The sequence below is a fragment of the Telmatocola sphagniphila genome (assembly GCF_018398935.1).
In the GTDB taxonomy this organism is placed as follows: Bacteria; Planctomycetota; Planctomycetia; order Gemmatales; family Gemmataceae; genus Telmatocola; species Telmatocola sphagniphila.
In genome coordinates this window covers 1782469-1803861 of the sequence record NZ_CP074694.1, presented here as the reverse complement: position 1 = coordinate 1803861, position 21393 = coordinate 1782469, and the positions used below count along the sequence as shown (strand labels likewise).

The 21393-nt window shown below is 53.6% G+C and carries 16 protein-coding genes and 1 pseudogene; 2 read left to right on the top strand and 15 right to left on the bottom strand.

Annotated elements, in window-relative coordinates; all coding sequences use genetic code 11:
- Positions 1 to 78: 78 nt before the first annotated feature.
- Positions 79 to 1401 (bottom strand): serine/threonine protein kinase, encoded by a 1323-nt coding sequence (locus KIH39_RS07285; RefSeq protein ID WP_213498646.1) that lies wholly within the window; start codon positions 1399 to 1401, stop codon positions 79 to 81.
- 397 nt (positions 1402 to 1798) lie between these two features.
- Between KIH39_RS07285 and KIH39_RS07280 the strand changes: the two genes are divergently transcribed.
- Positions 1799 to 2683, top strand: coding sequence for an IS701 family transposase (locus KIH39_RS07280; protein WP_213498645.1), 885 nt, complete (start codon positions 1799 to 1801; stop codon positions 2681 to 2683).
- A 54-nt stretch (positions 2684 to 2737) separates the two neighbouring features.
- On the opposite strand, the gene KIH39_RS07275 is transcribed toward KIH39_RS07280, so the two are convergent.
- The 13 genes and pseudogenes from KIH39_RS07275 to hppD all read right to left on the bottom strand — a co-directional run bounded on the left by KIH39_RS07275 (position 2738) and on the right by hppD (position 18848).
- Entirely contained in the window at positions 2738 to 5161 is a 2424-nt protein-coding gene (locus KIH39_RS07275; RefSeq protein ID WP_213498643.1) for a response regulator, read from the bottom strand.
- Positions 5162 to 5199: 38 nt separating this feature from the next.
- Positions 5200 to 6486 carry a diaminopimelate decarboxylase gene (lysA, locus tag KIH39_RS07270; protein WP_213498642.1) on the bottom strand — a complete coding sequence of 429 codons (1287 nt, stop codon included), beginning with the start codon at positions 6484 to 6486 and terminating at the stop codon, positions 5200 to 5202.
- 27 nt (positions 6487 to 6513) lie between these two features.
- On the bottom strand, positions 6514 to 7947 hold the full coding sequence (gene argH, locus KIH39_RS07265) for an argininosuccinate lyase (RefSeq protein WP_213498640.1): 1434 nt from the start codon (positions 7945 to 7947) through the stop codon (positions 6514 to 6516).
- Between the two features lie 82 nt (positions 7948 to 8029).
- Positions 8030 to 9799: an aspartate--tRNA ligase gene (aspS, locus tag KIH39_RS07260; RefSeq protein ID WP_213498637.1), complete on the bottom strand. Its 1770-nt coding sequence runs from the start codon at positions 9797 to 9799 to the stop codon at positions 8030 to 8032.
- Positions 9800 to 9912: 113 nt separating this feature from the next.
- A complete protein-coding gene (locus KIH39_RS07255) occupies positions 9913 to 11586 on the bottom strand; it encodes an FAD-dependent oxidoreductase (protein WP_213498635.1) in 1674 nt (557 codons plus the stop codon).
- 147 nt (positions 11587 to 11733) lie between these two features.
- Positions 11734 to 12312 (bottom strand): response regulator, encoded by a 579-nt coding sequence (locus tag KIH39_RS07250; protein WP_213498634.1) that lies wholly within the window; start codon positions 12310 to 12312, stop codon positions 11734 to 11736.
- 662 nt (positions 12313 to 12974) lie between these two features.
- Positions 12975 to 13457: a GNAT family N-acetyltransferase gene (locus KIH39_RS07245; RefSeq protein WP_213498632.1), complete on the bottom strand. Its 483-nt coding sequence runs from the start codon at positions 13455 to 13457 to the stop codon at positions 12975 to 12977.
- Positions 13458 to 13461: 4 nt separating this feature from the next.
- Entirely contained in the window at positions 13462 to 14067 is a 606-nt protein-coding gene (locus tag KIH39_RS07240; RefSeq protein WP_213498630.1) for a flavin reductase family protein, read from the bottom strand.
- A gap of 12 nt (positions 14068 to 14079) precedes the next feature.
- Positions 14080 to 15249, bottom strand: coding sequence for a homogentisate 1,2-dioxygenase (locus KIH39_RS07235; RefSeq protein WP_213498629.1), 1170 nt, complete (start codon positions 15247 to 15249; stop codon positions 14080 to 14082).
- A 15-nt stretch (positions 15250 to 15264) separates the two neighbouring features.
- Positions 15265 to 15984 (bottom strand): annotated as a pseudogene (locus KIH39_RS07230) (fumarylacetoacetate hydrolase family protein); the annotation flags it as partial.
- Positions 15978 to 16706 carry a hypothetical protein gene (locus KIH39_RS07225; protein WP_213498628.1) on the bottom strand — a complete coding sequence of 243 codons (729 nt, stop codon included), beginning with the start codon at positions 16704 to 16706 and terminating at the stop codon, positions 15978 to 15980. The pseudogene KIH39_RS07230 and the gene KIH39_RS07225, both read right to left, overlap by 7 nt.
- 46 nt (positions 16707 to 16752) lie before the next feature.
- Positions 16753 to 17742: an ATP-dependent nuclease gene (locus KIH39_RS07220; protein ID WP_213498627.1), complete on the bottom strand. Its 990-nt coding sequence runs from the start codon at positions 17740 to 17742 to the stop codon at positions 16753 to 16755.
- Positions 17742 to 18848 carry a 4-hydroxyphenylpyruvate dioxygenase gene (gene hppD / locus KIH39_RS07215; RefSeq protein ID WP_246539586.1) on the bottom strand — a complete coding sequence of 369 codons (1107 nt, stop codon included), beginning with the start codon at positions 18846 to 18848 and terminating at the stop codon, positions 17742 to 17744. Before hppD ends, KIH39_RS07220 begins: the two co-directional genes overlap by 1 nt.
- 98 nt (positions 18849 to 18946) lie before the next feature.
- Here hppD and KIH39_RS07210 point away from each other — a divergent pair, with 98 nt between their 5' ends.
- Positions 18947 to 19942: an NADPH:quinone reductase gene (locus KIH39_RS07210; protein ID WP_213498626.1), complete on the top strand. Its 996-nt coding sequence runs from the start codon at positions 18947 to 18949 to the stop codon at positions 19940 to 19942.
- A gap of 10 nt (positions 19943 to 19952) precedes the next feature.
- On the opposite strand, the gene KIH39_RS07205 is transcribed toward KIH39_RS07210, so the two are convergent.
- On the bottom strand, positions 19953 to 21374 hold the full coding sequence (locus KIH39_RS07205) for an amidohydrolase family protein (RefSeq protein ID WP_213498625.1): 1422 nt from the start codon (positions 21372 to 21374) through the stop codon (positions 19953 to 19955).
- Positions 21375 to 21393: the final 19 nt, after the last annotated feature.

The window sequence follows — 21393 nt, the reverse complement described above, 5'->3', positions numbered from 1 at the left end:
AAGTGGGCGTCGAACAGGCTATACAATTTCGCTCGATAGCCACCAGCCACCAACAAAAGAGCAGACGTCTGCTCGGATTTATTTTCCCAGGAACATCACGCCCGCAAGAGCTAGGAGTGCCAGGATACTCAGCGATATCACGTACACGAGAGCCTTGGAGCCTCCGGACGCCCCCGGCGGAGAGTTTTCACTGGAAACGAGTTCGGCAAGAGGTATGCCTTCCGTCGTCGCGGTCAGCGGATGCGGCATGATAGCCGTTTTTACCGCAAGATGTTCGCTGGTTTCGAGTGAATTATCCGCTGTCGCTACTGACACGCAGAACGGCTCCAGCACGCGAGCGAGATCGGCGCAACTTTGGAAGCGGTTTTCCGGTCGTTTGGCCATCGAACGATGGATGTGCCGGCCCAGTTCCTTGGGGACATCGTGACGAAGCTGCCGGATATTGACCGGATCATCCATTTGATGTTTGAGCAATTTTTCAATGGGCGAACCGTCTTCGAAGACCGGTTTGCCGGTCAGCAGGTAGTAGAGGGTACACCCGAGAGAATAAATGTCCGCCCGGTGATCGACCGCGCTGGAATCGACGGCTTGTTCGGGGGACATGTAATCGGCAGTACCGATCACCGCACCGAAGCGGGTTAGAGCAGTGTGCCCCGAAGGATTCGAGGAATGCGACGAGGCTTCCGACGCCACGGGTTCCCGATATTTCGATTCCTTCTTTTCGATTTTGACACTGCGTGCCAGTCCGAGATCGAGCAGTTTGGCTACGCCGGGATCTTTGGCGGTTCGGTTGCCAATCAAGATATTCGAGGGTTTGATATCCCGGTGAACCATCTTCTGAGAATGAGCATGCTGAAGCGCCGTGGCAATCTGTCGGATGTATTCGCAGGCTATCGGAACCGAGAGGGAGCCTTCGTTCTCGATGATGTAATGCAGATCCATGCCATCGACATATTCCATCACGATATAGTGCCGATTGCCATCCTTGCCGGTCTCAATGAGTTTCACGACATTGGGGTGGTTCAGCTTGGAGGCCAGCCGGGCTTCCCGATGGAACCGTTTCAAAGCGATCTCGTCGGACATCTTGTCCGGAGAAATCACCTTCATTGCGACTTCCTGGCGATCTAAAATGCGGCGGGCGCGGAAAACTTCACCCATGCCGCCTTCACCGATCAGATCCCACAGAAAATAATCCCCCAGGAACAATTCGCGCCAGCGTTCGCTATTGAGCCGCTGAATCTGATAGCGGGTCACCCAGCCGAGTTTGATGAGATGTTCGGCCAGTTTCTCAGGATCGCGGACTGCAGGGACTAGCTCCCGAGTGAGATGAGAGTACTGCTCCTTGGTCAGCAGGTTGCTGTCTCTCAGCAAATCGACGAATTCATCGCAGGATGCGGTCATGCATTTTCGCCCTGAGCACTTGAGATCGCCCCTTATCCACAAACGAAGCATAGATCACAAAAATGCTACAAGAGTTAAACCTCTGTTTCGGCCGGCGCAGCAATCGATTTCAGGGCCCAGCAAAACTCCTAAGGATTCTCGAATAATTGACTATTTTACCCCGGTCGCGGATTCAGAAAAATTTAAATGGAAATTTTCGCCCACCCAAAGCTTCACCTGACTGAGTAGGGTGTTGCAGCCTCTTCCGATTGGTTGAGAGCGATTGACAAAGTCACCCCCAAATGATATTTATAAAGATGACAAACATAGTAAACATTGCTGTCGCCAGTAATTTTTCACCGACTGGCAATCCATCGACCCGGAAACAGGCGGAGCCATGGTAATAGCCGAGACACAGATGTCGCTGTTGGATTTGACAGAGGACAGACGGGAACGCCTTGAGGAGTATATCTCCGGCTACAAGACGGTTTTTCAACGATCGGATCAGTTCCAGCGGTTCCGAGCCTACATCTTGGGCCTGCTCTCGAAAGCCGAACGCAAGAACATCGAATCGATTGCAACCGCGTCTTTGCCGTACGTATCCGCTCAGCCCGATTTCGGCCAGGCCCTACAGCACTTCATCGCTCAGAGCCCTTGGAATCACGATTTATTGCTGAAACGCTACCGGCAGTTCCTCGCGGAATTGCTTCCTTGGGAAAAGACCGATTGGGTAGTGCACGATATCGTTTACCCGAAAAAAGGCCGTCATTCCGTCGGGGTTCAAAGACAGCTGGCCCGCAGTCTGGGGCGGAAATCCAACTGCCAGGTGGCCGTGGCAATCACAGCCACCTCTGAACGTTTTGCCGTGCCCTTGGCGGTCCGGCTTTATCTGCCCAACCAGTGGCTCCGGGCGAATCTCGAGCAGAAGTTCGATTCTTCGATTCCGCTGTCCGCCCGCCAATATTCTCCCAAAGCGACCATCGCCCTGAATATGCTCGACGACCTTCAATTCAAAGACATCACTTTCGGCCGTATGTACGCCGAGGAGGGCTACTCCCTGACCGGCCAGTTCTCCGATGGATTGCAATCTCGACAATTCCATAATTGTGCTAACCTGCAAGAGTCCCCCGAAGATGGCCGCTGCGTTTTTAGGTTGTACGAGTGGTTGCGAAACAATTTGGGCTTAGGACACTTTGAGGGCCGGAACTGGCTGGGCTGGCATCACCATACCAGTCTGGTTTTTGTAGCGTTTGGTTTTTTGCTGCGGGAATCACTCGATTCGGATTTCCGCTTTGAAGGCTGAAACATAAAAGCGAGGGAAAATGCTCTCTCGCTAGAAGGTCCGCGAATTGTTGGTTTAGTTCTTTTCCTTGGGCGCTGGGGCGTCGCTCGAAGGCGCTGTCGGCGGGGTTGACGAGAACTTCGGGCTGTAACCCTGGAGCGCTTCCCCCGTCAGCTTGCTGTTGGCTTGAATAACGCCCAATAGAGCAGTGAGCTTCCCTTTGATGACCGGATTGGTTTCGGTCTTCAGAAGATCGTTCATGATCTTGAGCTGGTTCGGCGCCAAACCGGCGCCGAACTGCTGGAACTGCTTGATAACCGCATCCGCGGCTTTCACCCGTAATTCCACCGGTTGGCCGGCATTCAGGAACAGATTCGCCAAATCTTGCTGCAATTCCTTGTTGGGAATGTTGGAACTAGCTTCGATGGCCTGATTCACCAGTTCGGAATCGCTCAGGGCTTCCCGGATGGCGTTTGCCGCAGGAGCGATGGGATAGCCCACTCGCTCGCCCAAGGCAATTCGCTTCAGCCATTCGATGGCCACCGCGGCATTTCGCTTCTTCTCTTCCAGGGAAAGGACTTGGGTATCGGCCGAAATCAGCACCTTGCTCAGGCCCTCTTTAACCGCGTCGTCGGTCAGCATTTCGTTGACCAGCACGACATTTCGGTAATAACCGGCGAGCTTGATCAGGCTTTCCTTCTTCGTCGTCTTATTTTCGAAACCCTGGCTGAAAAGCACGGGTATCGATTTCATGCGATTGTCGGACCGCATCTGAGCAATCACATCGCTGACCGGCGGTCCGGGAATCGAGGTATCCAGAATCACGAGATCGACGTTTGAATCGCTGACGATCCGACGAAGCAGATCTTTGCCCGTCCGAATCCATTCGACGTCAAAGCCGGCCTTGCGAACCAGATTGGCGAGTGATTGGCCCCGCAGTTGATCAAAATCCCCAATCAAAGCCGTCGGTTTCCCTTTTTGAGCCGATTCCACGCCATTTCGAACGGCCTGGGAGAGGATTTTGACAACCGCGTCCGGCGCGAGTGGCTTTTTGGTGCTGATTTTCAGAATGGCCACCGCAGCGGCTAATTGCACTCGGAAATCCGGATGATTCAGAGCTTCTTCCAAAAGAGCAGGGCGTTCGATTTTTTCGTTCGCTCGTTTCGAAGTGGCCACGGCTCGCGGATCGATCCGATCGCTCAGAGCCTGAATAACGCCGAGTGCCACACCCGATTTCTGCTCCTGGATGGAACTCACGAGCAGATCGCTCAGAAGATCATAGGGAGCTCCGACCAGCAACTCGTGCAGTTCCGGGGAGGTGAGGTTAAGGGGTTTATCCAAGCCCGTTCGTTGAAAGTGCTTCTCTATAGCCAGCTTCAGAAACAACTGCTGCGAGCGGAGAAAATCGGGCTGGATCTTCAAACTCCAGCGAAGATATTTCAGTCCGAAGAATTCCTCGCCATCCGAAACGCTACCGGTTCGAGAGGTAATCTTATCCGCGGCTTCCGCCGTCCAAAGGGTTACCTGATTGGTGTCGCGGAATCGACCTTTGTGCTCATAAAGTTTATTCGCGGCCTTCCACAACTGTCCTTGAGGTGTGTTCAACTCGGGAACCAGGGCGTCCTTAGGATCCTTGACGCTCAGCCCTTCCAGCATGGAGCCGGCTTTGCTGCGCACCGGCTCGGGAATGGAAGCCAATTTGGAAGAAAGAAAATTCAGAATCGGCAGGGGATCGGTTTCAACCTGAGCGGGCAAGCTGAAGTAATCGCCGCGATTGCGAAGCGCTTCCAGCAGTTCCAGCTGCAGGCTGGGATCGGGAATTTCGAGACAAGCCAGTACTACCGGGACCGTGGAAAGATCGAGTCGCGACAAGGTCTGCCGGATGGGGAGGCGCAGATCCTCATCGGTTTTCATTAGCGAAATGAGAACGGGGATGGCCGCCGAGCCACTTCGATAGAGCTCTTTTTCGGCGAAGGCCGCCTCTTCGGGAGTCGCACGCAGATTGGCGGCGAATTTAGCGATCTGCTTGGTATCGCCGAGCTTGGCCTTGACCGCCGCAGAAACCTTCTGAATCAGGGTCTCCGCGTTTTTCTTGTATTCCTCATTCAACGCCGTCGCTTTTTCTTCGGCCTGTTTCCGCCGGAATTTGTCTTCAATTGCCGGGAAGCTGAGCTTGGTCCAGACCGGGATATTGCGGAGCCGTAGCAGGGGGGCCATGCCATCTTTGGCTTCGATCGCTAGAAGTTCTTCGTCGGTGGGATTTTTTTCCAGCAGGCCTTTGATGAGCGAGGCGGCCATTTCATATTTGCCGATGCTCACTTCGAATTTGACAGCACGCCAGTATTCTGCAACTTTTTCCGGTTTTGAGTAATATTCCGGTTCTGATTGGGCGTACGCTACACTGTAAGTCAGGAGACCGGCAATTGCCCAAACTAAATAACGGTGCGGCACGGGTAAACCTCCGACGTGCGCCCGCACGGGTACGTGCGGACTCTGCAAAGCATTACATCCTAATCATAGCATCACCGCCTAATGGCTCATTTGCAATCAAGTTCTGGCGCGAGTAAGTCCTGATAGGTTTCCCGGCGTCGGATTAGTCTGTGTTTGCCGCCCGTAACGAGGACCTCGGCCGCTCGCAGTCGGCTGTTGTAATTGGAACTCATCGCCATCCCGTAAGCACCAGCACTAAAAACCGCGAGTAAATCGCCCCGCTGAACCTTCGGCAAGTTGCGATCTTTTGCCAGAAAGTCCCCGGATTCACAAACGGGTCCCACCACATTTTGTTTGAAAGTTTGGGGAATTTCGGCTTCATAATCCTCAGGCGGAGCCGGTAAATCCGCGGCGGGATGGGTCGGCCAGATGCGATGGAACGAATCGTAGAGCGTCGGCCGAATCAGATCGTTCATGGCCGCGTCCTGGATGATGTAATGCTTGCCGCCCGATTCTTTAGTGAATATCACGCGACCCAGGAGAATCCCGGCATTTCCGACAATGAAGCGGCCCGGTTCCAAAACCAACTGGCAGTTGGCTTCCTTCACAATCGGCAGAATCACATCGGCAAAGGCTTTAGCGGGCAGGGCCTCCTGCTTGCGGTAGTGAATGCCGAACCCGCCTCCCATGTTCAGGAATTTGATCGGATGCCCCTGCTTCCGCAGTTCCGCGATCAGTTTCAGCCCTTTTTCTCCGCCGGCTTTATAGGGCTCGTTGGAAAGAATCGGCGACCCCAGATGCATATGCAGTCCGACGATGCTCAAGCCGGGATGGCCGACTACACCCTGGGCGACATCGAGAATCGTTTCGATATCCAGTCCGAATTTCACACCTTTGACGGAGGTATCTGTCTTCACGTGAGTTTTCGGCGGCAGATCCGGGTTCACGCGCAGGGCCACCGGAGCCACTTTACCCATCGATTGAGCCACAGCGCCCAGGGCATGCAGTTCCTGCTCGCTTTCCACGTTGAATAACAGGACGTTGTTGCCCAGGCCGTACTTCATTTCTTCATCGGTTTTGCCCACTCCCGCAAAAACGATCTTGTCGCCGGTGCCTCCGGCGGCCAGTGCCCGATACAACTCGCCTCCGCTGGTAACGTCGAAGCCGCTGCCATGCTGGGCCATCAACTTGCTGATGTGATGGTTGAAATTGGTTTTGATGCTGAAGCAGACCACCGGTTTCGCGGAGGCAAAAGCCGTCTGAATTTCGCTCAGATGGTGGAGCAGGGTGGCCTGACTGTAAACGTACAGCGGCGTACCATATTTTTCCGCCAGTTCCCGAACGGGGACTTCTTCGCAGAACAATTCGCGATTAACGTATCGAAAATGATCCATGATTTCCTCTTACCACCTGGGGCGGCTTTACTTCTTCTTTCGTTTTTTGAGTTTGGCGCTGGTTTCCGGTTTCGATTCCACCGGAGCCTGAAAGAGTTCATTCCAGTAATCGAGCTGCTTCTGGACTTCTGTGGGCGAAGTGGAACCGTAGCTCCGGAAAGACGTGAGCGACTTCTGAACACCTAACAGGGCGAAGACTCCCGGACCATGGCCGGGCAGAATGTCTTCGAATTTTTCGACCGGCAGTTCCGCCAGACGGCATTTGCGGCTCTCGCATTCCCGGACCAGATTGCCTATGGCTTCGTGGGCACTTCGCATCGGAACGCCTTTGGAAATGAAGTACTCCATGAGGGTCGTGGCGTCCAGGAAGCCGTCCTCGAGCCGGGCGGTAATCCGATCCGCCTTGAACAGGGTTTCCACGATCATGGGTGCGGCGACTTGTAACGACAGCGACACGGTGTCGAAGGAATCGAAGAGGGCCGGTTTGTCTTCCTGCAGATCGCGGTTATAGGCCATGGGCAGGCCCTTGAGCGTGATGAACATGTGCTGCAGATGCCCGATGACCCGGCCGGTTTTACCGCGGGTCAACTCCAGAACATCCGGATTTTTCTTGTGCGGCATGATGCTGCTGCCCGTGCAGAAAGCATCCGGAAGGATGAGAAAATCAAACTCGGTGGAAGCCCAGAAAATCCACTCTTCCGCCCAGCTGGAGAGATGGATGGCGATGTTCGACAGACAATACAGGAATTCGAGGGTGAAATCGCGATCACTGGAAACATCCAGGCTGTTGCGGGCCACCTCGGCAAATTCTAATTGCGCGGCCACACTGTGCCGATCGATCGGCAGAGAAGTCCCCGCGAGGGCCGCCGCCCCCAAAGGTAGAATATTCACTCGTTTCCGGCAGTCCTGCAACCGATCGCGGTCACGCTGGAATTTTTCGACGTAGGCCAGGCAGTAGTGCGCGGCCAGAATCGGTTGGGCCCGCTGCATGTGGGTATAGCCGGGCAGTACCAGGTCTTTCGATTTCTCCGCGAGTACCAGAAAGGCTTTTTGGACTTCAGCGAGGTCTTTATCGAGCTGATCGATGGCTTCGCGGGTCCAAAGTTTCACATCGGTAACGACTTGGTCGTTTCGACTCCGGCCGGTGTGCAGTTTGCGGCCGAGATCGCCTAAACGCTCGATCAGGGCTCGTTCGATATGAGTGTGAATATCTTCGAGTTCAATCCGGAATTCCATCTTTCCGGCTTCGATCGTTTCGCCGATTTCGTTCAAAGCTTCGCAGATTTTTTTCGCTTCGTCGTTGGTCAGTAAACCGACTTCCCCGAGCATGCGGGCGTGGGCCTGACTGGCGCGAATGTCATGCTTGTACAGCCTTTGATCGAAACTGATCGATTCCGTGAAAAGCTCGACCCGTTTATCGGTCGAAACGGTAAAGCGGCCCCCCCAGGTCTTCTGGCTCATAGAGTTCTCGAAGGTTCAATCGGAAATTCCCGGAAGTTAAAAGTTATATGAAACCGCTTCGACTTCCGGGGGGCAAATGGATTTACTTTAAGCCTAAATCCCGCAATTGACGGCTTTCCACCGAGGCGGGTGCGCCCGTCATCAAATCCCGACCCTTGGCGTTTTTCGGGAAGGCGATCACATCGCGGATGTTCGTCGTTCCGGCGAGCATCATGCACCAGCGGTCGAGACCCAGGGCAATCCCGCCGTGGGGTGGCGCCCCGAATTTCAAGGCGTCGAGCAAAAAGCCGAATCGGGACTGGTAGTCTTCGGGCTTCATGCCAAGGACTCCGAAGACCTTCGATTGGACTTCTCCGCTGTAGATCCGGATCGAACCGCCGCCCACTTCGTAGCCGTTCATGACGAGGTCGTAGGCCTTGGCTTTCACCTTGCCCGGATCGCTCTCCAGGAATTCCAGGTGCTCGTCCTTGGGAGCCGTGAAAGGATGGTGGTTGGCGACCCAGCGTTTTTCTTCCTCGTCGTACATGAAGCTCGGGAAGTCGACGACCCAGGCGATTTTGAAGTCTTTCTTCGCCGGATCGTATAGCTTCAATTGATAGGCCAGCGTGGTCCGCAAAGCTCCCAAAGCATTGCAAACCACTTCTTCCGTGTCGGCCACGAAGAGGAGAAGATCCCCAGGTTCGGCTTTGAGCAGTTCCCGTAGTTTGGCTTGGGCAGCCGCGGGCAGGAATTTCTCGATGGGGGAATTGAATTTTCCCGCTTCGACCTTGATCCAGGCGAGCCCCTTCGCCTTGTAGGTTTTGGCCACTTCGGTCAGTTCATCGAGGCCTTTACGGCTGTATTTTTCCGCTGCCCCTTTGGCGTTCAAAGCCCGGACCTTGCCGCCAGCGGCGAGTGCGTCCTTGAAGACTTTGAATTCGGTCTCATTGGCCACGTCGCAGCAATCGATAATTTGCATGTCGTAGCGCAGGTCGGGTTTGTCGCTGCCATACCGCAGCATGACATCGTCATAACTCAACCGCGGGAAAGGTGTTTGGATTTCCAGGTCCAGAGATTCTTTAAAGATCTGCCGGGTGAGGTTCTCCATCACGCGGAAAATGTCTTCCATCTCGACAAAGCTCATTTCGACGTCGAGCTGGGTGAACTCGGGCTGTCGGTCGGCACGCAAGTCCTCATCGCGGAGGCAGCGGGCGATCTGGAAGTATTTATCGTATCCGGCCACCATCAGCAGTTGCTTATACAACTGCGGCGACTGGGGCAGGGCGTACCATTCGCCGTGATAGACGCGGCTGGGAACCAGGTAATCGCGTGCCCCCTCAGGTGTACTCTTGCCGAGTAATGGAGTTTCCACTTCAAGGAAGCCCTGGGCATCCAGCGAATCGCGGATGGTCTTGCAGATGCGATGCCGCAGTTGCAGTACGTCCTGAATCGATTTGCGCCGCAAGTCGAGGAAGCGATACTGGAGGCGGAGATCTTCGTTGGCCAGTTCGCTACCAAACTCGGTGATTTCAAATGGAGGGGTCGGACAGCCATTGAGCAGCCGGACCTTTTCGACCTTCAATTCCACCTTTCCGGTGGCGAGCTTGGCGTTTTCCTTCCCGGAAAGACGAGCCGAAACTTTACCCGTCGCGGAAATCACGAATTCCCGGCCGAGACTATTGGCGATTTTCATCACCTCGGTGTCGCTCGATTCGAAGACGATTTGAGTGATGCCGTAGCGGTCGCGGAGATCGACGAAAACCTGGTTGTTGTAGCTGCGAAAGGTGTTCACCCAGCCATTGAGGGTGACGGTCTGCCCGATGTGTGTATCGCGTAATTCGCCACAGGTGTGCGTACGTTGCCACTCTGCCATGATGAAAACGACTCCGCCTACGAGTTCCAATCCGAATTGCAATTATAGAAAGAGCGTGCCGAAGATCGACGGGTTCATTGCTCATTAATGTCCGGAGTTGTCCATCCTCCTTTTTAGCGGGCGGTCAGCCGGGGCCAGTTCAGTTCAACCCCCTGATTCTGCAAGCGCGTTTGCAGTTCCGCCAGCAGCTTCGGATTCTTTCGAATCTGGGCCGGGCGGACTTTCGCGTCGAGTGCTTTGGCAATGAGGACCCCAGCGGCTTCGCCGATATTCCACTCGACCGGGTGCAAGCGGTAGCAGCCATTGGTAATATGCGTGGTCCCGATGTTTTTGCAGGACGCGATCAGGTTCTCGACTCGCTGGGGGATCAAGGCCCCGAGCGGAATCTGAAAAGGAAGCGAACTCACATCGATGTAGTTATCCCCGCCGGTAGAAGGATGCAGATCGATGCGATACGAACCGATCCCGACGCTATCCCGGAATGGCTCAGCCGTGACTTCCTCTTTCGTTTTTCCGGTCCATTTGATACGGGCCTCCGTTCCCACATGCTGTTCCAGTACGGTAAACAGGGCTTGGATACGGCGACTCTCGCGGATATAGGGATACTTGGCCAGGCCATCCTGGGTTCCGACCAGATCCTCCCGGAGTCTCAATCCGGGCCAGCCCTGCTTGCCATCCGAGCGAGGTGCTTCAGTCTGCAGCCAGTAAAGGAGCGCTAACGACAACTCCTTGCCCCGCTTTAAGTGCTTTTGAATCTCGGCTTCGGGAAGATCGACGAGATTTCCGAGCCAGTAATCGTTCTGCGGCCAGTTCACGAGGCTGATATCGCCTCGAAAAGCGCCGGTGGAAAACTGTTTTCGATCGATTATTCTGCGGTAGGTCCAGAGATTCATACCCTTTGTGACCGCGCCGCTCGGATCGAAGCTGACTTCCCGGCGGCCCAAGGTGGTGGGATTGCTCATATTCCAGCTGAGCAACTTATCGGGCCACGCTGGCTTCATTTGAGGGACGTAATCTTTCCAGAACGCATAGTCCGCCGGTTTCTCGATGGTGTGATCCTCGCCTTCCAGGTAGTCCATGGCGAAGCAAAACGTAAATGCCTGCTGATTGGAGGGTTGCGCCTCGGCCGGAGCGTGCGGTTCTTGAGTCTGTTTCTGCGATTCGAAGCCGATCAGATATTCGGTTTTGCTGAGCGGCAGTAAATCGCCAAGTTCCGTTGCATCAATGAAATAGGGGGCAGAAAGGATTCTCTCTTTACCATTTTTTACGTCTCTTAGGCAAACGCTTCGAATCAGATCCCCCTGGACATCCGCTCGCACTAATCTATGTTCCAGAAGAATCTGTACTTGCCGGTTACTCACAAAAGGTGCCAGCATTCCTTCCAAAACCGCCAGAGCAACTTTGGGTTCGTGGCAGAGCTTGGAAACGCTGCCGTTTCCGGGATTGAGATACCGTTGGGCGCGGGCCTCGGCCGTCACAGGGTACTGGTTCTTGTAATAGTCGCGGACCAGGTTCCGAAAGTTTCGGTAGCTGGCGGTGCAACCGAACTGTTCGATCCAGGGGTGTTCATCGGGAGGAACGGCCTGGTTGGTCAGTTGACCGCCGATCCAATCGGTCTCTTCCGTCAGAACGACTCTTAGGCCATTGCGGGCGGCCGCCAGTGTGGCGGCGACTCCTCCGAGTGATCCTCCGCAGATTACGACATCGGCCTGGAGTTCGGCAGATTCTGCAAAAGCGGGCAGGGCCAGCGTGGCGAGGCTGGTTGTCAGAAAATGGCGACGATTCATAAGGATTCTCTCGAATTTCGATGAGAATATCTTATTCCGCCCGAAGCGGTTGAGTGAAGAAGGGGGAGTGAGCCGGGGAAAAAGAAAAACCCCTGGCGTGAATCCCTTCACGACCAGGGGTCGGATAAAAGTCTGCTGGGGGGCAAATTAAATATCGTCTCGTTTGGCGTCGGCGAGAGTCTTGACCCGTTCGCCGAGCAGCGCGACATCGAAAGGCTTTTTGAAGATTTCGGTGAAGCCGTATTCGATCAGCTTTTCGGGAGCCGCTTCGTCTTCGGATGCCAGGCCGATGATCAAAGTGGTTTCGTAAGCGGGATTGCGGCGAAGATTCGACACGATTTGAATCGCTTCGCTGCGTCCCAGAGCCAGATCGATCACAATCGTATCTGGATGGAAGCTTTCGGCCATAATGCCGGCTTCGAAACCGCTCTGGGCGATTTCATACTTGAAATCTTCGGATTCAGGAAGCATTTCCTTCATCCGATCGATGAAGAGCTTTTCGGCACCGATCACCAGGATCTTGTGCCACTCTTCTTCTTCGAGTTCACCCAACGGCATTCCGTGTTCCTTCAGGAAACGGATCAGCTGTTCGCGGGGAATTCGACGATCCTGACTGCCGGGGATACGATAGCCCCGTAAACGGCCCGAATCGAACCACTTGGACACCGTCCGCGGCGCCACCTTACAGATTTTGGCGACTTGGCCAGTGGTAAACACTTTTTTCATGGCAGGCCTCTCCGTATTTTGTTTGCATTCCGCCCCATCCGCCCCTGCCTTCGCGCCGGCCTTCTAGTTAAGCCCTGGATCGTGTCCGGGAAAATCGGCGGGGGCCGTCTTCCCATCCAGGCTCATCCTTGAGCCACTGCGTCGGGGCGAGCAGACCGACAAGCGTTACCGAACTTCCATCCGGGGGGATTGGATTGTCCGGCACCATCCTTGCAACCGCTTTTCGCTTACTACACCTACTAAATCGGATGAGCCGCCTTCGAGGTTTAGTCAAACTCGGTGGGTAATCGAGTTTTAGTCAAACCAGTCAATCTGGCGGACTCACAGGTTTCAGCGATGCAACGCGAATTATGGAAGCAATGGAAATTTTCATTCACGCAACCTCTGCGCGAACCGCTTCAATCAACCACGCAAATTTAGTGTCGCCCTTGACAGCATTGATCCTTAACGGAGTTTCGTTGAAAATGATCCAGCCGGTGTAATTGGAGGGCCGTCTGTCGCGAATGATCGATTTCTGACAAACAGTCGAACCGTGAGCATTGTAGGGCATGAAACGATGGGAACGATTATCGATTAAGCATTGTTTATTAGGAAGGATTTTCCGAAATTGACGGCTTTTCCGGTTATGCAAAATGAGGCGTTGGGCGAGCCTGGGCGAATTCCTAGCGCTGCAGATGTTTGGCGAAGATAACCTTGCCATCCCCGTCCGAATAGAAGTCGGGTACCAAGGCCACCTGGACGTAGCCATATTTCAAGTAGAAGTTTCGAGTCGGTTCGTACTTGGGAGTGGAGGAGGTTTCGATCAGCAGGAGGCGGCCGTTCTCCTTCCGAATGTAATCCTCCACGAAATTCATCAGCTTCTTGCCGTAGCCGCCACGCTGTTTGGTAACGTCCACCGCGATCCAATAGAGCGTCCAGGTGCGGTCGGTCATCGTGGAATCTTCCGGGGCAAAATAAACGAAGCCCCGAATGTGGCCCTCTTCCTCGAGCACGAACGAGCGGTGCTGATCCTCCTTGTGATAGGCGTCGAAGTAGCCCTCCAGGAGGCTATCCAGCGTCTCGACTTCGTTCGGTTTGAAAACGCCGGTCTTATCGACCAGCGGCACCAGATGCGATTTGTGGGAAGGCTGCAGTGGATGAATCATGGATTTACGGTCTCTTCAATGCAAATAGATCGGTCGTTCGGGCATAGTAATCGCCGCCCAGGCGGCCAATCGACTGCATTTTATGGGGGTCGATTTTGCCGTCTGCACCCAGGAGTCGATCTTCGAAATGGATGAGCAGAATTTCCCCAATCACCAGATTTCCGGCAATGGGGCCATGCCCCAGGGGAATGATCTGCTGAAGTTTGCATTCCAGTGCTGTCGGCGATTCCTGGATGCGCGGCGGCTTCACCTTTTCCGACGGAATCGGAGTCAGTTTCGCGAGATCGAATTCGCTTTCCCCCTCGGGCAATTCCTTGGCCGTCAGATTCATCGGCTCGACCAGATCGTTCGTGGGAATGTGAATAACGAATTCGCTGGTTGCTTCGATATTTAAAAGCGTTCCCTTTTTGGTGCCGTCGCGTCGCAAGGTCGGCGAGAAAACCACGACCGGCGGATTGGCGCTGAACACGTTGAAGAAGCTGAACGGGGCCAGATTGGGACGCCCCTGGGCGTCGACGGTACTTACCCAGGCAATAGGTCGGGGAGTGACTAGACCGACGAGAGCCTGATACACATCTACGGGGTTGGTCGTCTTGGGATCGATCCTCATGCCGCTTTCCACCTATTCCAGCCAACTCAAAGGATATTTCGGATCGTCGTATTCTATCGCAACTTGGGTGAGATGCAGCGGTCGAAATGTGTCAATCATTACGGCCAGTTCATCCGTCCGAGTGTGCGCTCGGCTGGCCACGATGGTGCCGGGATGCGGGCCGTGTGGAATTCCCAACGGATGCAAGGTAAAAGAAGATTCCTCCACCCCACGCCGAGAACCGAATTTGCCCCGAACGTAATAGAGAACTTCATCCGAATCGACGTTCGAATGGGCATAAGGGACTTTTACGGCTTTGGGATGAGTATCCAGAACACGCGGTGCAAAAGTGCAGATGACGAAGCCACTCGTTTCAAAGGTCTGGTGGATGGGCGGCGGCTGATGAATCGTACCGGTGATCGGTTCGAAATCGTCCGCATTAAAGGTATAAGGGTAGATCAGGCCATCCCACCCCACCACGTCGAAGGGATGGCTGGCCAGAACGTATCGGAAATAGTTCTCACCTTTTTTCAGGATCAATTCCGTATCGGCTTCCTGATCGACGATATCGAGTTGAGAGGGGCCGTGAAAATCCCGTTCACTATAAGGAGCCCCCAGCCGAATCTGCCCATCGGCATTCTTGTAGCGGTGCGGGAGGCGAATCGGCGGCGGGGAGTCGACGATCAGCAGGTCGGCCTTCTGAATGTCGTCGAAAACGATTTTGTAAATCGTTCCGCGCGGGATCACAACATAGTCGAAAGGATGAAAAGCTTGCTTTCCATAGAGCGAGTGCAGAACCCCCGAACCACTGTGAATGAATAGCACCTCATCGGCCGAGGCATTTTTGTAAAGCTGTTCCTGTTGTTTCGCGGGCCGACAACGGGAGATCGTCACATCCGAATTATGGAACATCGGGGTTCGGCCAAAAATCACATCACCCGCGCGTGCAATCTCCTTGGTTTTCAAGTGAATGTGCCGGAGCATCGGATCACTCACCAATTCGATCGCAATGCTCTTGAGGTGCTCCTGATGTTTTACCCGGGTCGGGGGCCGCAGGTGATAGAGAATACTGTAGGCCCGGTTAAAACCCTCGGTGGTGATGACCTCTTCGTAGAAGATTCCTTCGTTACGATAGCCGGGTATCTGGGGATGTTCGATATGGTGTTTGGGGGGGATCGACCCAAATTGGCGGTAGTAAGGCATCGACATTCTCCCGATTTACAAGGGCGGTCTGGCGATCACTTCATTCCGAAGTGTTCCTAATCTTTCTACGATCAGTTCCACCCGATCGCCCGCTTTCAGCCATCCCCCAACCTTCTCGGGGGTTAATTCCAGGATGCAGCCAGTACCCACAGTTCCGGAGCCGATCACATCGCCCGGTAACAGATCGGCATCCCGGCTCGCATGTGCCAGAAGCTGTGGCCAGGTATAATGGATGCTTCCGGCGTTGCCGCGAGAGTACTCTTTGCCATTAACGCGGGCCGTCATTTCCAGATGTAATCGGCCGTCCTTATAAACATCCATCAATTCGGACATGGGTACGACACCCGGGCCCAGGGAAGTGGCAAAATCCTTACCCTTGCTCGGCCCGAGTCCCACGGCCATTTCTTTTCGTTGAATGTCGCGGGCGGACCAGTCATTCATTATTGTAAAGCCGAGAATGTAACTTAGGGCGGAATCGTCGGCGACCAGGTTTCGACCTTTTTGACCGATGACGCAGGCGATCTCTAGCTCATAGTCGAGTGCTTGCGAACCACAGGGGGCATAGACAGTATCGCCGTCACCGATGATCGCCGCGGGATTCGAGAAGTAAAAAACGGGTATTTCGTACCATTCCTTCACCATCTCCAGCCCGCGCTGGGCCCGGCAGGTTTTGACATGTTGTTCGAAGGCGTAAAAATCCCGCAAGGACCGCACGGGGGGAAGGGGGATCACGATTCAGTCCTCCTCAGAATCGAGCTGGCATCGTTCAGGTCCGATAGAAAAGGTTTCAGAAGCCTCGTGAACTCCTCGCGACCTAAACTTGCGAAGGCCTTCTCGACTATACGCCCGATAACGGTTGCGGTCGAGGGGCGAATATCGGCGATCAACCTAAGAATTTGAACATAGGTTTTTGCCTTCCGAACTTCTAAGCTATTGTTTCGAAGAAGATCTGAGACTTCCTCGAACTTCTTCAGGGCACGATCATAGCCGAGCTTTTCAAATTCTGAAACGGCTTCAAAAGCCTGCTGGTGCAAGGCAAGTTTTAGAATCCAATCATCGATAGCGAAGCGATCAATTCCATATTTAGAGGAGACTTCTTTGTCCTCTGGGTTGCCTACTGGAACCAAAACAACGCTTCCCCGCCTTTCCTCGTACTCAAGAACGATTTCCTCAAGCCTGCCAACTCGATTTCCATCAGTGATCTTTATCGGAACTGTGTCGTTCCTGAGACTTGCTTTTAAGGCATCTCTAAATTCGTTTTGCAAGCCTTGATGAGAGTTCCCGTCGAGATCCATCAGGACGATTGCTCTACCATCCAACCCCTTAAATGGGTGGATTATGGGTAGCAATTGCCCATAAAGACCTTCCTTGCCAGGGTGTTTGGTTTTGTCTCTCTCTGCTATTTTCACTTCGTTCGAAGGAGGAATCAATCCGCACGCTTGCAGTTTCTGAAGCACTGCTTTATCGTCATCCCCTTCATAGAGAATTGTAATTAAGCGATTTTCAGGCATAAAGATCGGCGAACCTCACATCGATTCCAGTGCTTTCAAGAGTTTCCACGGTTTCCGTTTCGAGTTTGCGAGCGATCTGATGGCCATCCTTCACGCTCAGATGGAAAACAGCGGCATTTGAAGCAACGGTTTTCGCAGCCTTGAGGAAGGCGTTGACGCATTCGATGCTATGCGTCGATAAAATCAGTTGGATTTGTTGCTGCTGAGCCAATTTGGTAACGGCGAGTGCAAACTTTTCGAGTGAGCCCGGATGCTGATAGCATTCAGGCTCTTCCATCAGTACCAAGCAGGATTTTACCATCGAGAGCAGAATTAAGGCTCTTAATGCACTTCGTGTTCCATCCCCCAGCACATCGAGAGGGATTCCATAGTTGTCGTAGAGCACCATTAATTTGTTAGGCGGAATCAGTTGTAAAGCTTCTGCATTTAGGCCGAAAACTTCGTTCAAGTTTTTAAGTAAGATTTTGTCTCTTCGATTGGAGAGGATGCTCTGCCAAAATAACTCTTCGATTCTGCTGTTTCGGCAATCCTCAGGCTGGATAAGAATTAGTCCTTTGCGAAATGTAACCCAATTACCAGTTACATGAACTGAATCGCCTTGAGGTAAAGCATTTAGATTTCCGTGTGTATCCTTGGAGTAAGTGACCGAAAAACGAATTAACTGAATCTGAGAATTGGTATCCGCATTTTTTAAAGTGATACTCAAGTTGGCGTTAGTAGACAGATCTTGCTGATACCAGAAGTCCGAAATTATACTTGGAGTTCCGCTTTTTCTTATCTCACTCCAAGTATTGGGCACATCCCTTCCCATAATATCTGGCATGGAAGTCCAAGAATCGATGCATCGCATGATCGCTTCCATCACGGTCGTCTTGCCGGAATTGTTTTTTCCAACGAGGATGTTCACGTCAGTGAAGCCTTCGATCTTCCCTTCTCGGATGCCTCGAAAGCGGCTGATGTGAAGCGATTCTAGTCGAATCATTACAGCGTTCCTCTCTTTGCCTGCTCCCGTTCGATGGCTTCGAACAAGGCTTTAAAATTCCCTTTACCGAAGCTCTTCGATCCCGCCCGCTGGATAATCTCAAAAAACACGGTCGGTCGGTCGCAGACCGGCTTGGTGAAGATTTGCAGCATGTAGCCTTCGTCATCGCGGTCAACGAGAATTCCCAAATCGGCCAATTCGTCGATATTTTCTTTGATCGGACCCACCCGGCTGGGCAACATTTCGTAATAGGTCTTCGGAACTCGCAGAAAACTCACATCATTCGCCCGAAGAGCTTTCACCGTCTTGATAATGTCATCCGTGGCCAGGGCGATATGCTGTACACCGGGTCCGCCGTAGAAGTCCAGGTATTCATCGATTTGCGATTTACGCCGCCCCTGGGCGGGTTCGTTCAAAGGGAACTTCACCCGGCCATCGCCTCCCTGAACCACTTTCGACATAAGTGCCGTGTATTCGGTGGAGATCTGTTTATCGTCAAAGGAAACCAACTGATCAAATCCCATGATTTTCTTGTAGTATTCCACCCAATCATTCATTTTGCCGAGTTCGACGTTCCCTACGATGTGATCGATATTTTTCAGGCCGGCCGGCTTGGCGGTGTTCGGGTTGTAACGTCCGGGGTCGAGCGGCTTGAACCCTGGGGAGAAAACTCCCTTGTATTTGTCGCGATTCACAAAGCTGTGGGTTGTATCTCCATACGTTCGAATCGAGGCAAACTCATATTGCCCTTGCTCATCTTCCAGCACGGTGGGTCCCACCACACCGACAGCCCCTCGATAAACCGTTTCGTTATAAGCTTTTTTGACGTCATCCACTTCCAGCGCGATATCCATCACGCCGTCGCCGTGCGTCACTAGCCGGGGATATTCGGGGTGCGAAGATTTTAACGGGGAAATCAGGGCAAAGGTGATATCTCCCGATTTCAGAATATAGCCTGCCTCATGCCGAACCTTGGTTTCCAATCCGGCGTAGGCGACCACATCGAATCCGAAGGCGTTGCGGTAGAAAAACGCGGATTGCCGGGCGTTGCCAACAAAAAAGCGGACATGGTCGATTCGGCGAATGGGAACGGCATCGATACTCATGGTGAATTCTCCAGGATGCGAATCTCTAGTTAAAGCTATGCACGATTTTCCCGCTTGCAATACATCTACTTTGGTAGTCCCTGTAAACGGAGTATTCCATGAAAGCCGCTTTCATTACCCAGACCGGTAGCCCGGAGGTTATTCAGGTCGGTGAATTGCCGATGCCTCGACCCCAGAAAAAAGAAGCTTTAATCCGGGTGTCCGCGGTCGCCACCAATCCCATTGACACCTATTTCCGCTCCGGCCTGGTACCGATGCCCGCTCCTTTCCCGTACGTGATCGGCTGCGATTTCGTCGGCGTCATCGAAGAACTCGGCGAAGACTCGGAAAATCTGACTATTGGACAGCGTGTCTGGGGCTCCAATCAGGGGATGCTGGGCCGGCAGGGAACCTTTGCCGAGTTTATTTGCGTTAATCAGGATTGGATCTACCCGGCACCGGAAGGGGTGGAAGATATTCAAATTGTCGCCGCTTCGCTAACGGCAATCACGGCCCATCTGGGACTTTTTCAGTTCGGCGATCTGCAAGAGGAAGATACGGTTTTCATCAACGGGGGCACCGGCGGCGTGGGTTCCATGGCCGTGCAAATTGCCAAAGCGAAAGGGGCTCGCGTCATAACCACTGTAGGATCGGCCGAGAAAGCGAAGATCGCCGAGGAGTTAGGGGCCGATATGGTTCTCAATTACAAAACGGACGATCTCTCGGTCCGAATCAAGGAATTTACGGCGGGCAAAGGCGTTCAAGTCTGGTACGAAACCCATCGCGAACAGGATTTTGGCCGCATCATCGATCTCATGTCGCCCCGGGGCCGGGTGATAGTCATGGCTGGCCGGCAATCCAAGCCGATTATCCCGATCGGACCGTTTTATGTGAAGTGTCTATCGCTTCACGGCTTTGCCATGTTCAACTGCACGCCCATGGAACAATGGATTTGCGCCGAGGAGATCAACGATCTTCTGTCAGAGCAGAAACTGAAAGCCCTGATCGGTTTGCAATTACCTTTGGAGCAAGCGGCACTCGCTCATAAAGTTCAGGAGACGGGGACGCTTCCCGATGGGAAATCGCTTTTCGGCAAGGTCGTGCTGACGATTTGAGCGAACTCGATCAACCGTAACCCGTTTTATCGCAGGCCAGCTCGGCCACTTTTCTTAGATCGTAAAACCGGCAAGCCTCCATGAGCAGCCGGCATTCGAACCACATGTCGCCATCCACCAGCGGCATGAACAGGTCGTAGACGTTGTCGACGCCCAGTCGGACCGGAATGCCCGCATCCAGCAGCCGAGGGACCGGAGCGATGGAGTTGTGCAGTGGGGCCGGCATATCGAGCTGCTTCATCGACAGAGCGGCCGAGGGGCAGCAGATCACACTCACTCCGGCCTGCTTCATCACCCGGATGATGCGATCCTGCTCAATCGGGGGTTTGGCCGACAGCGAGATCGCATGCACGGCGGCGACGCGCCCTTCCATGCCATGCTCGATTGTCTTCAAAGCCAGCATTTCCGTTTCGGTTTCGTAGGGATTATTTTCCTGATCGACGTGCACATCGACTCGCTTGTTCAACCGCTTGGCAACGCTGAGAATGACGTCGAAATGTTTTTCGGGCAGCGGCCGGTCCTTAGAGGGCAGGCCGCCGACGAAATCGCCCATCTCGCAAGATTCTTCGAAGTACCTACGGGATTCGGGATCGAGTACCCCTTGTAACGGCTGAACGCCCACATCGAAATTGATCCGGTCGGAGTACCGTTTCTTCACTTCCAGCGCGGCCTGCATCGGCAGTGTCTTGGCCGTGCTGTCGGCATCGACCATGGTGCGGCAGTAAGCGGCCCCCTGGGCGATCATATTCTCCACCCCGCGCGAGATGCGTTCGACCAGATCATCGAATGTATAGTTTTCTTTCAAGTGCTTGTAGAGAGTCCACTTCTTCTGCATGTCGACCATGCTCAGTCGGAGATTCTCCATGGAGATCAGGTAGGCTTTGTCGTAGTGGGCGTGATAGCTGGCAAATCCGCCGAGCGATTGCACGATTTCGAGAAACTCCGATTTCATGTCCCAGGGCCGCGCCGGGTCGGAGAGTTTGTACTTGTAGAATCCCTCGGTATCCTTCTTGATCAGCTGTTCGATGGTCAGAATGGCCACATCGACATCGGTAATCAACGGGATGCCGTTCTCGATGGCCATCGACCGGATCAGGTTGCTGTCCGAGGATTCGTCGTAGTCGTTATTGCCCGTCAAAACGTTGATGATCAGATCGAGGCGATTATCCTTCAGGAAGCTGTGGATGTTCGGTTCCCGATGATCCAGAATCTTGTACAGTTCCTGGTTCGGGACGCCTTTACTGTTGAGAAAACGGGCCGTTCCCGGGGTGGCGTAAATCGAGACGTTGAGTTTGGACAACTTCTCGATGGAGGAAAGCATTTTTTCCTTGTCCGAGAGTTTTCCGGCAGAAATGAGAACATTTTTCTTCGACTTCTTGCCAATCAGCTTGAGGTTGAAACCGAGCATTTCAACCGTATCAAGACCGGGCATACCACAATTCTCCGAAAGG

What these genes read in the sequence shown, in the direction of transcription:
- KIH39_RS07285 (WP_213498646.1), bottom strand. Translation starts at nt 1,401, where the DNA reads ATGACCGCATCCTGCGATGAATTCGTCGATTTGCTGAGAGACAGCAAC.
- KIH39_RS07240 (WP_213498630.1), bottom strand. Translation starts at nt 14,067, where the DNA reads ATGAGGATCGATCCCAAGACGACCAACCCCGTAGATGTGTATCAGGCT.
- hppD (WP_246539586.1), bottom strand. Translation starts at nt 18,848, where the DNA reads ATGAGTATCGATGCCGTTCCCATTCGCCGAATCGACCATGTCCGCTTT.
- KIH39_RS07210 (WP_213498626.1), top strand. Translation starts at nt 18,947, where the DNA reads ATGAAAGCCGCTTTCATTACCCAGACCGGTAGCCCGGAGGTTATTCAG.
- aspS (WP_213498637.1), bottom strand. Translation starts at nt 9,799, where the DNA reads ATGGCAGAGTGGCAACGTACGCACACCTGTGGCGAATTACGCGATACA.
- KIH39_RS07255 (WP_213498635.1), bottom strand. Translation starts at nt 11,586, where the DNA reads ATGAATCGTCGCCATTTTCTGACAACCAGCCTCGCCACGCTGGCCCTG.
- KIH39_RS07205 (WP_213498625.1), bottom strand. Translation starts at nt 21,374, where the DNA reads ATGCCCGGTCTTGATACGGTTGAAATGCTCGGTTTCAACCTCAAGCTG.
- lysA (WP_213498642.1), bottom strand. Translation starts at nt 6,486, where the DNA reads ATGGATCATTTTCGATACGTTAATCGCGAATTGTTCTGCGAAGAAGTC.
- KIH39_RS07280 (WP_213498645.1), top strand. Translation starts at nt 1,799, where the DNA reads ATGTCGCTGTTGGATTTGACAGAGGACAGACGGGAACGCCTTGAGGAG.
- argH (WP_213498640.1), bottom strand. Translation starts at nt 7,947, where the DNA reads ATGAGCCAGAAGACCTGGGGGGGCCGCTTTACCGTTTCGACCGATAAA.
- KIH39_RS07235 (WP_213498629.1), bottom strand. Translation starts at nt 15,249, where the DNA reads ATGCCTTACTACCGCCAATTTGGGTCGATCCCCCCCAAACACCATATC.
- KIH39_RS07245 (WP_213498632.1), bottom strand. Translation starts at nt 13,457, where the DNA reads ATGATTCATCCACTGCAGCCTTCCCACAAATCGCATCTGGTGCCGCTG.
- KIH39_RS07250 (WP_213498634.1), bottom strand. Translation starts at nt 12,312, where the DNA reads ATGAAAAAAGTGTTTACCACTGGCCAAGTCGCCAAAATCTGTAAGGTG.
- KIH39_RS07220 (WP_213498627.1), bottom strand. Translation starts at nt 17,742, where the DNA reads ATGATTCGACTAGAATCGCTTCACATCAGCCGCTTTCGAGGCATCCGA.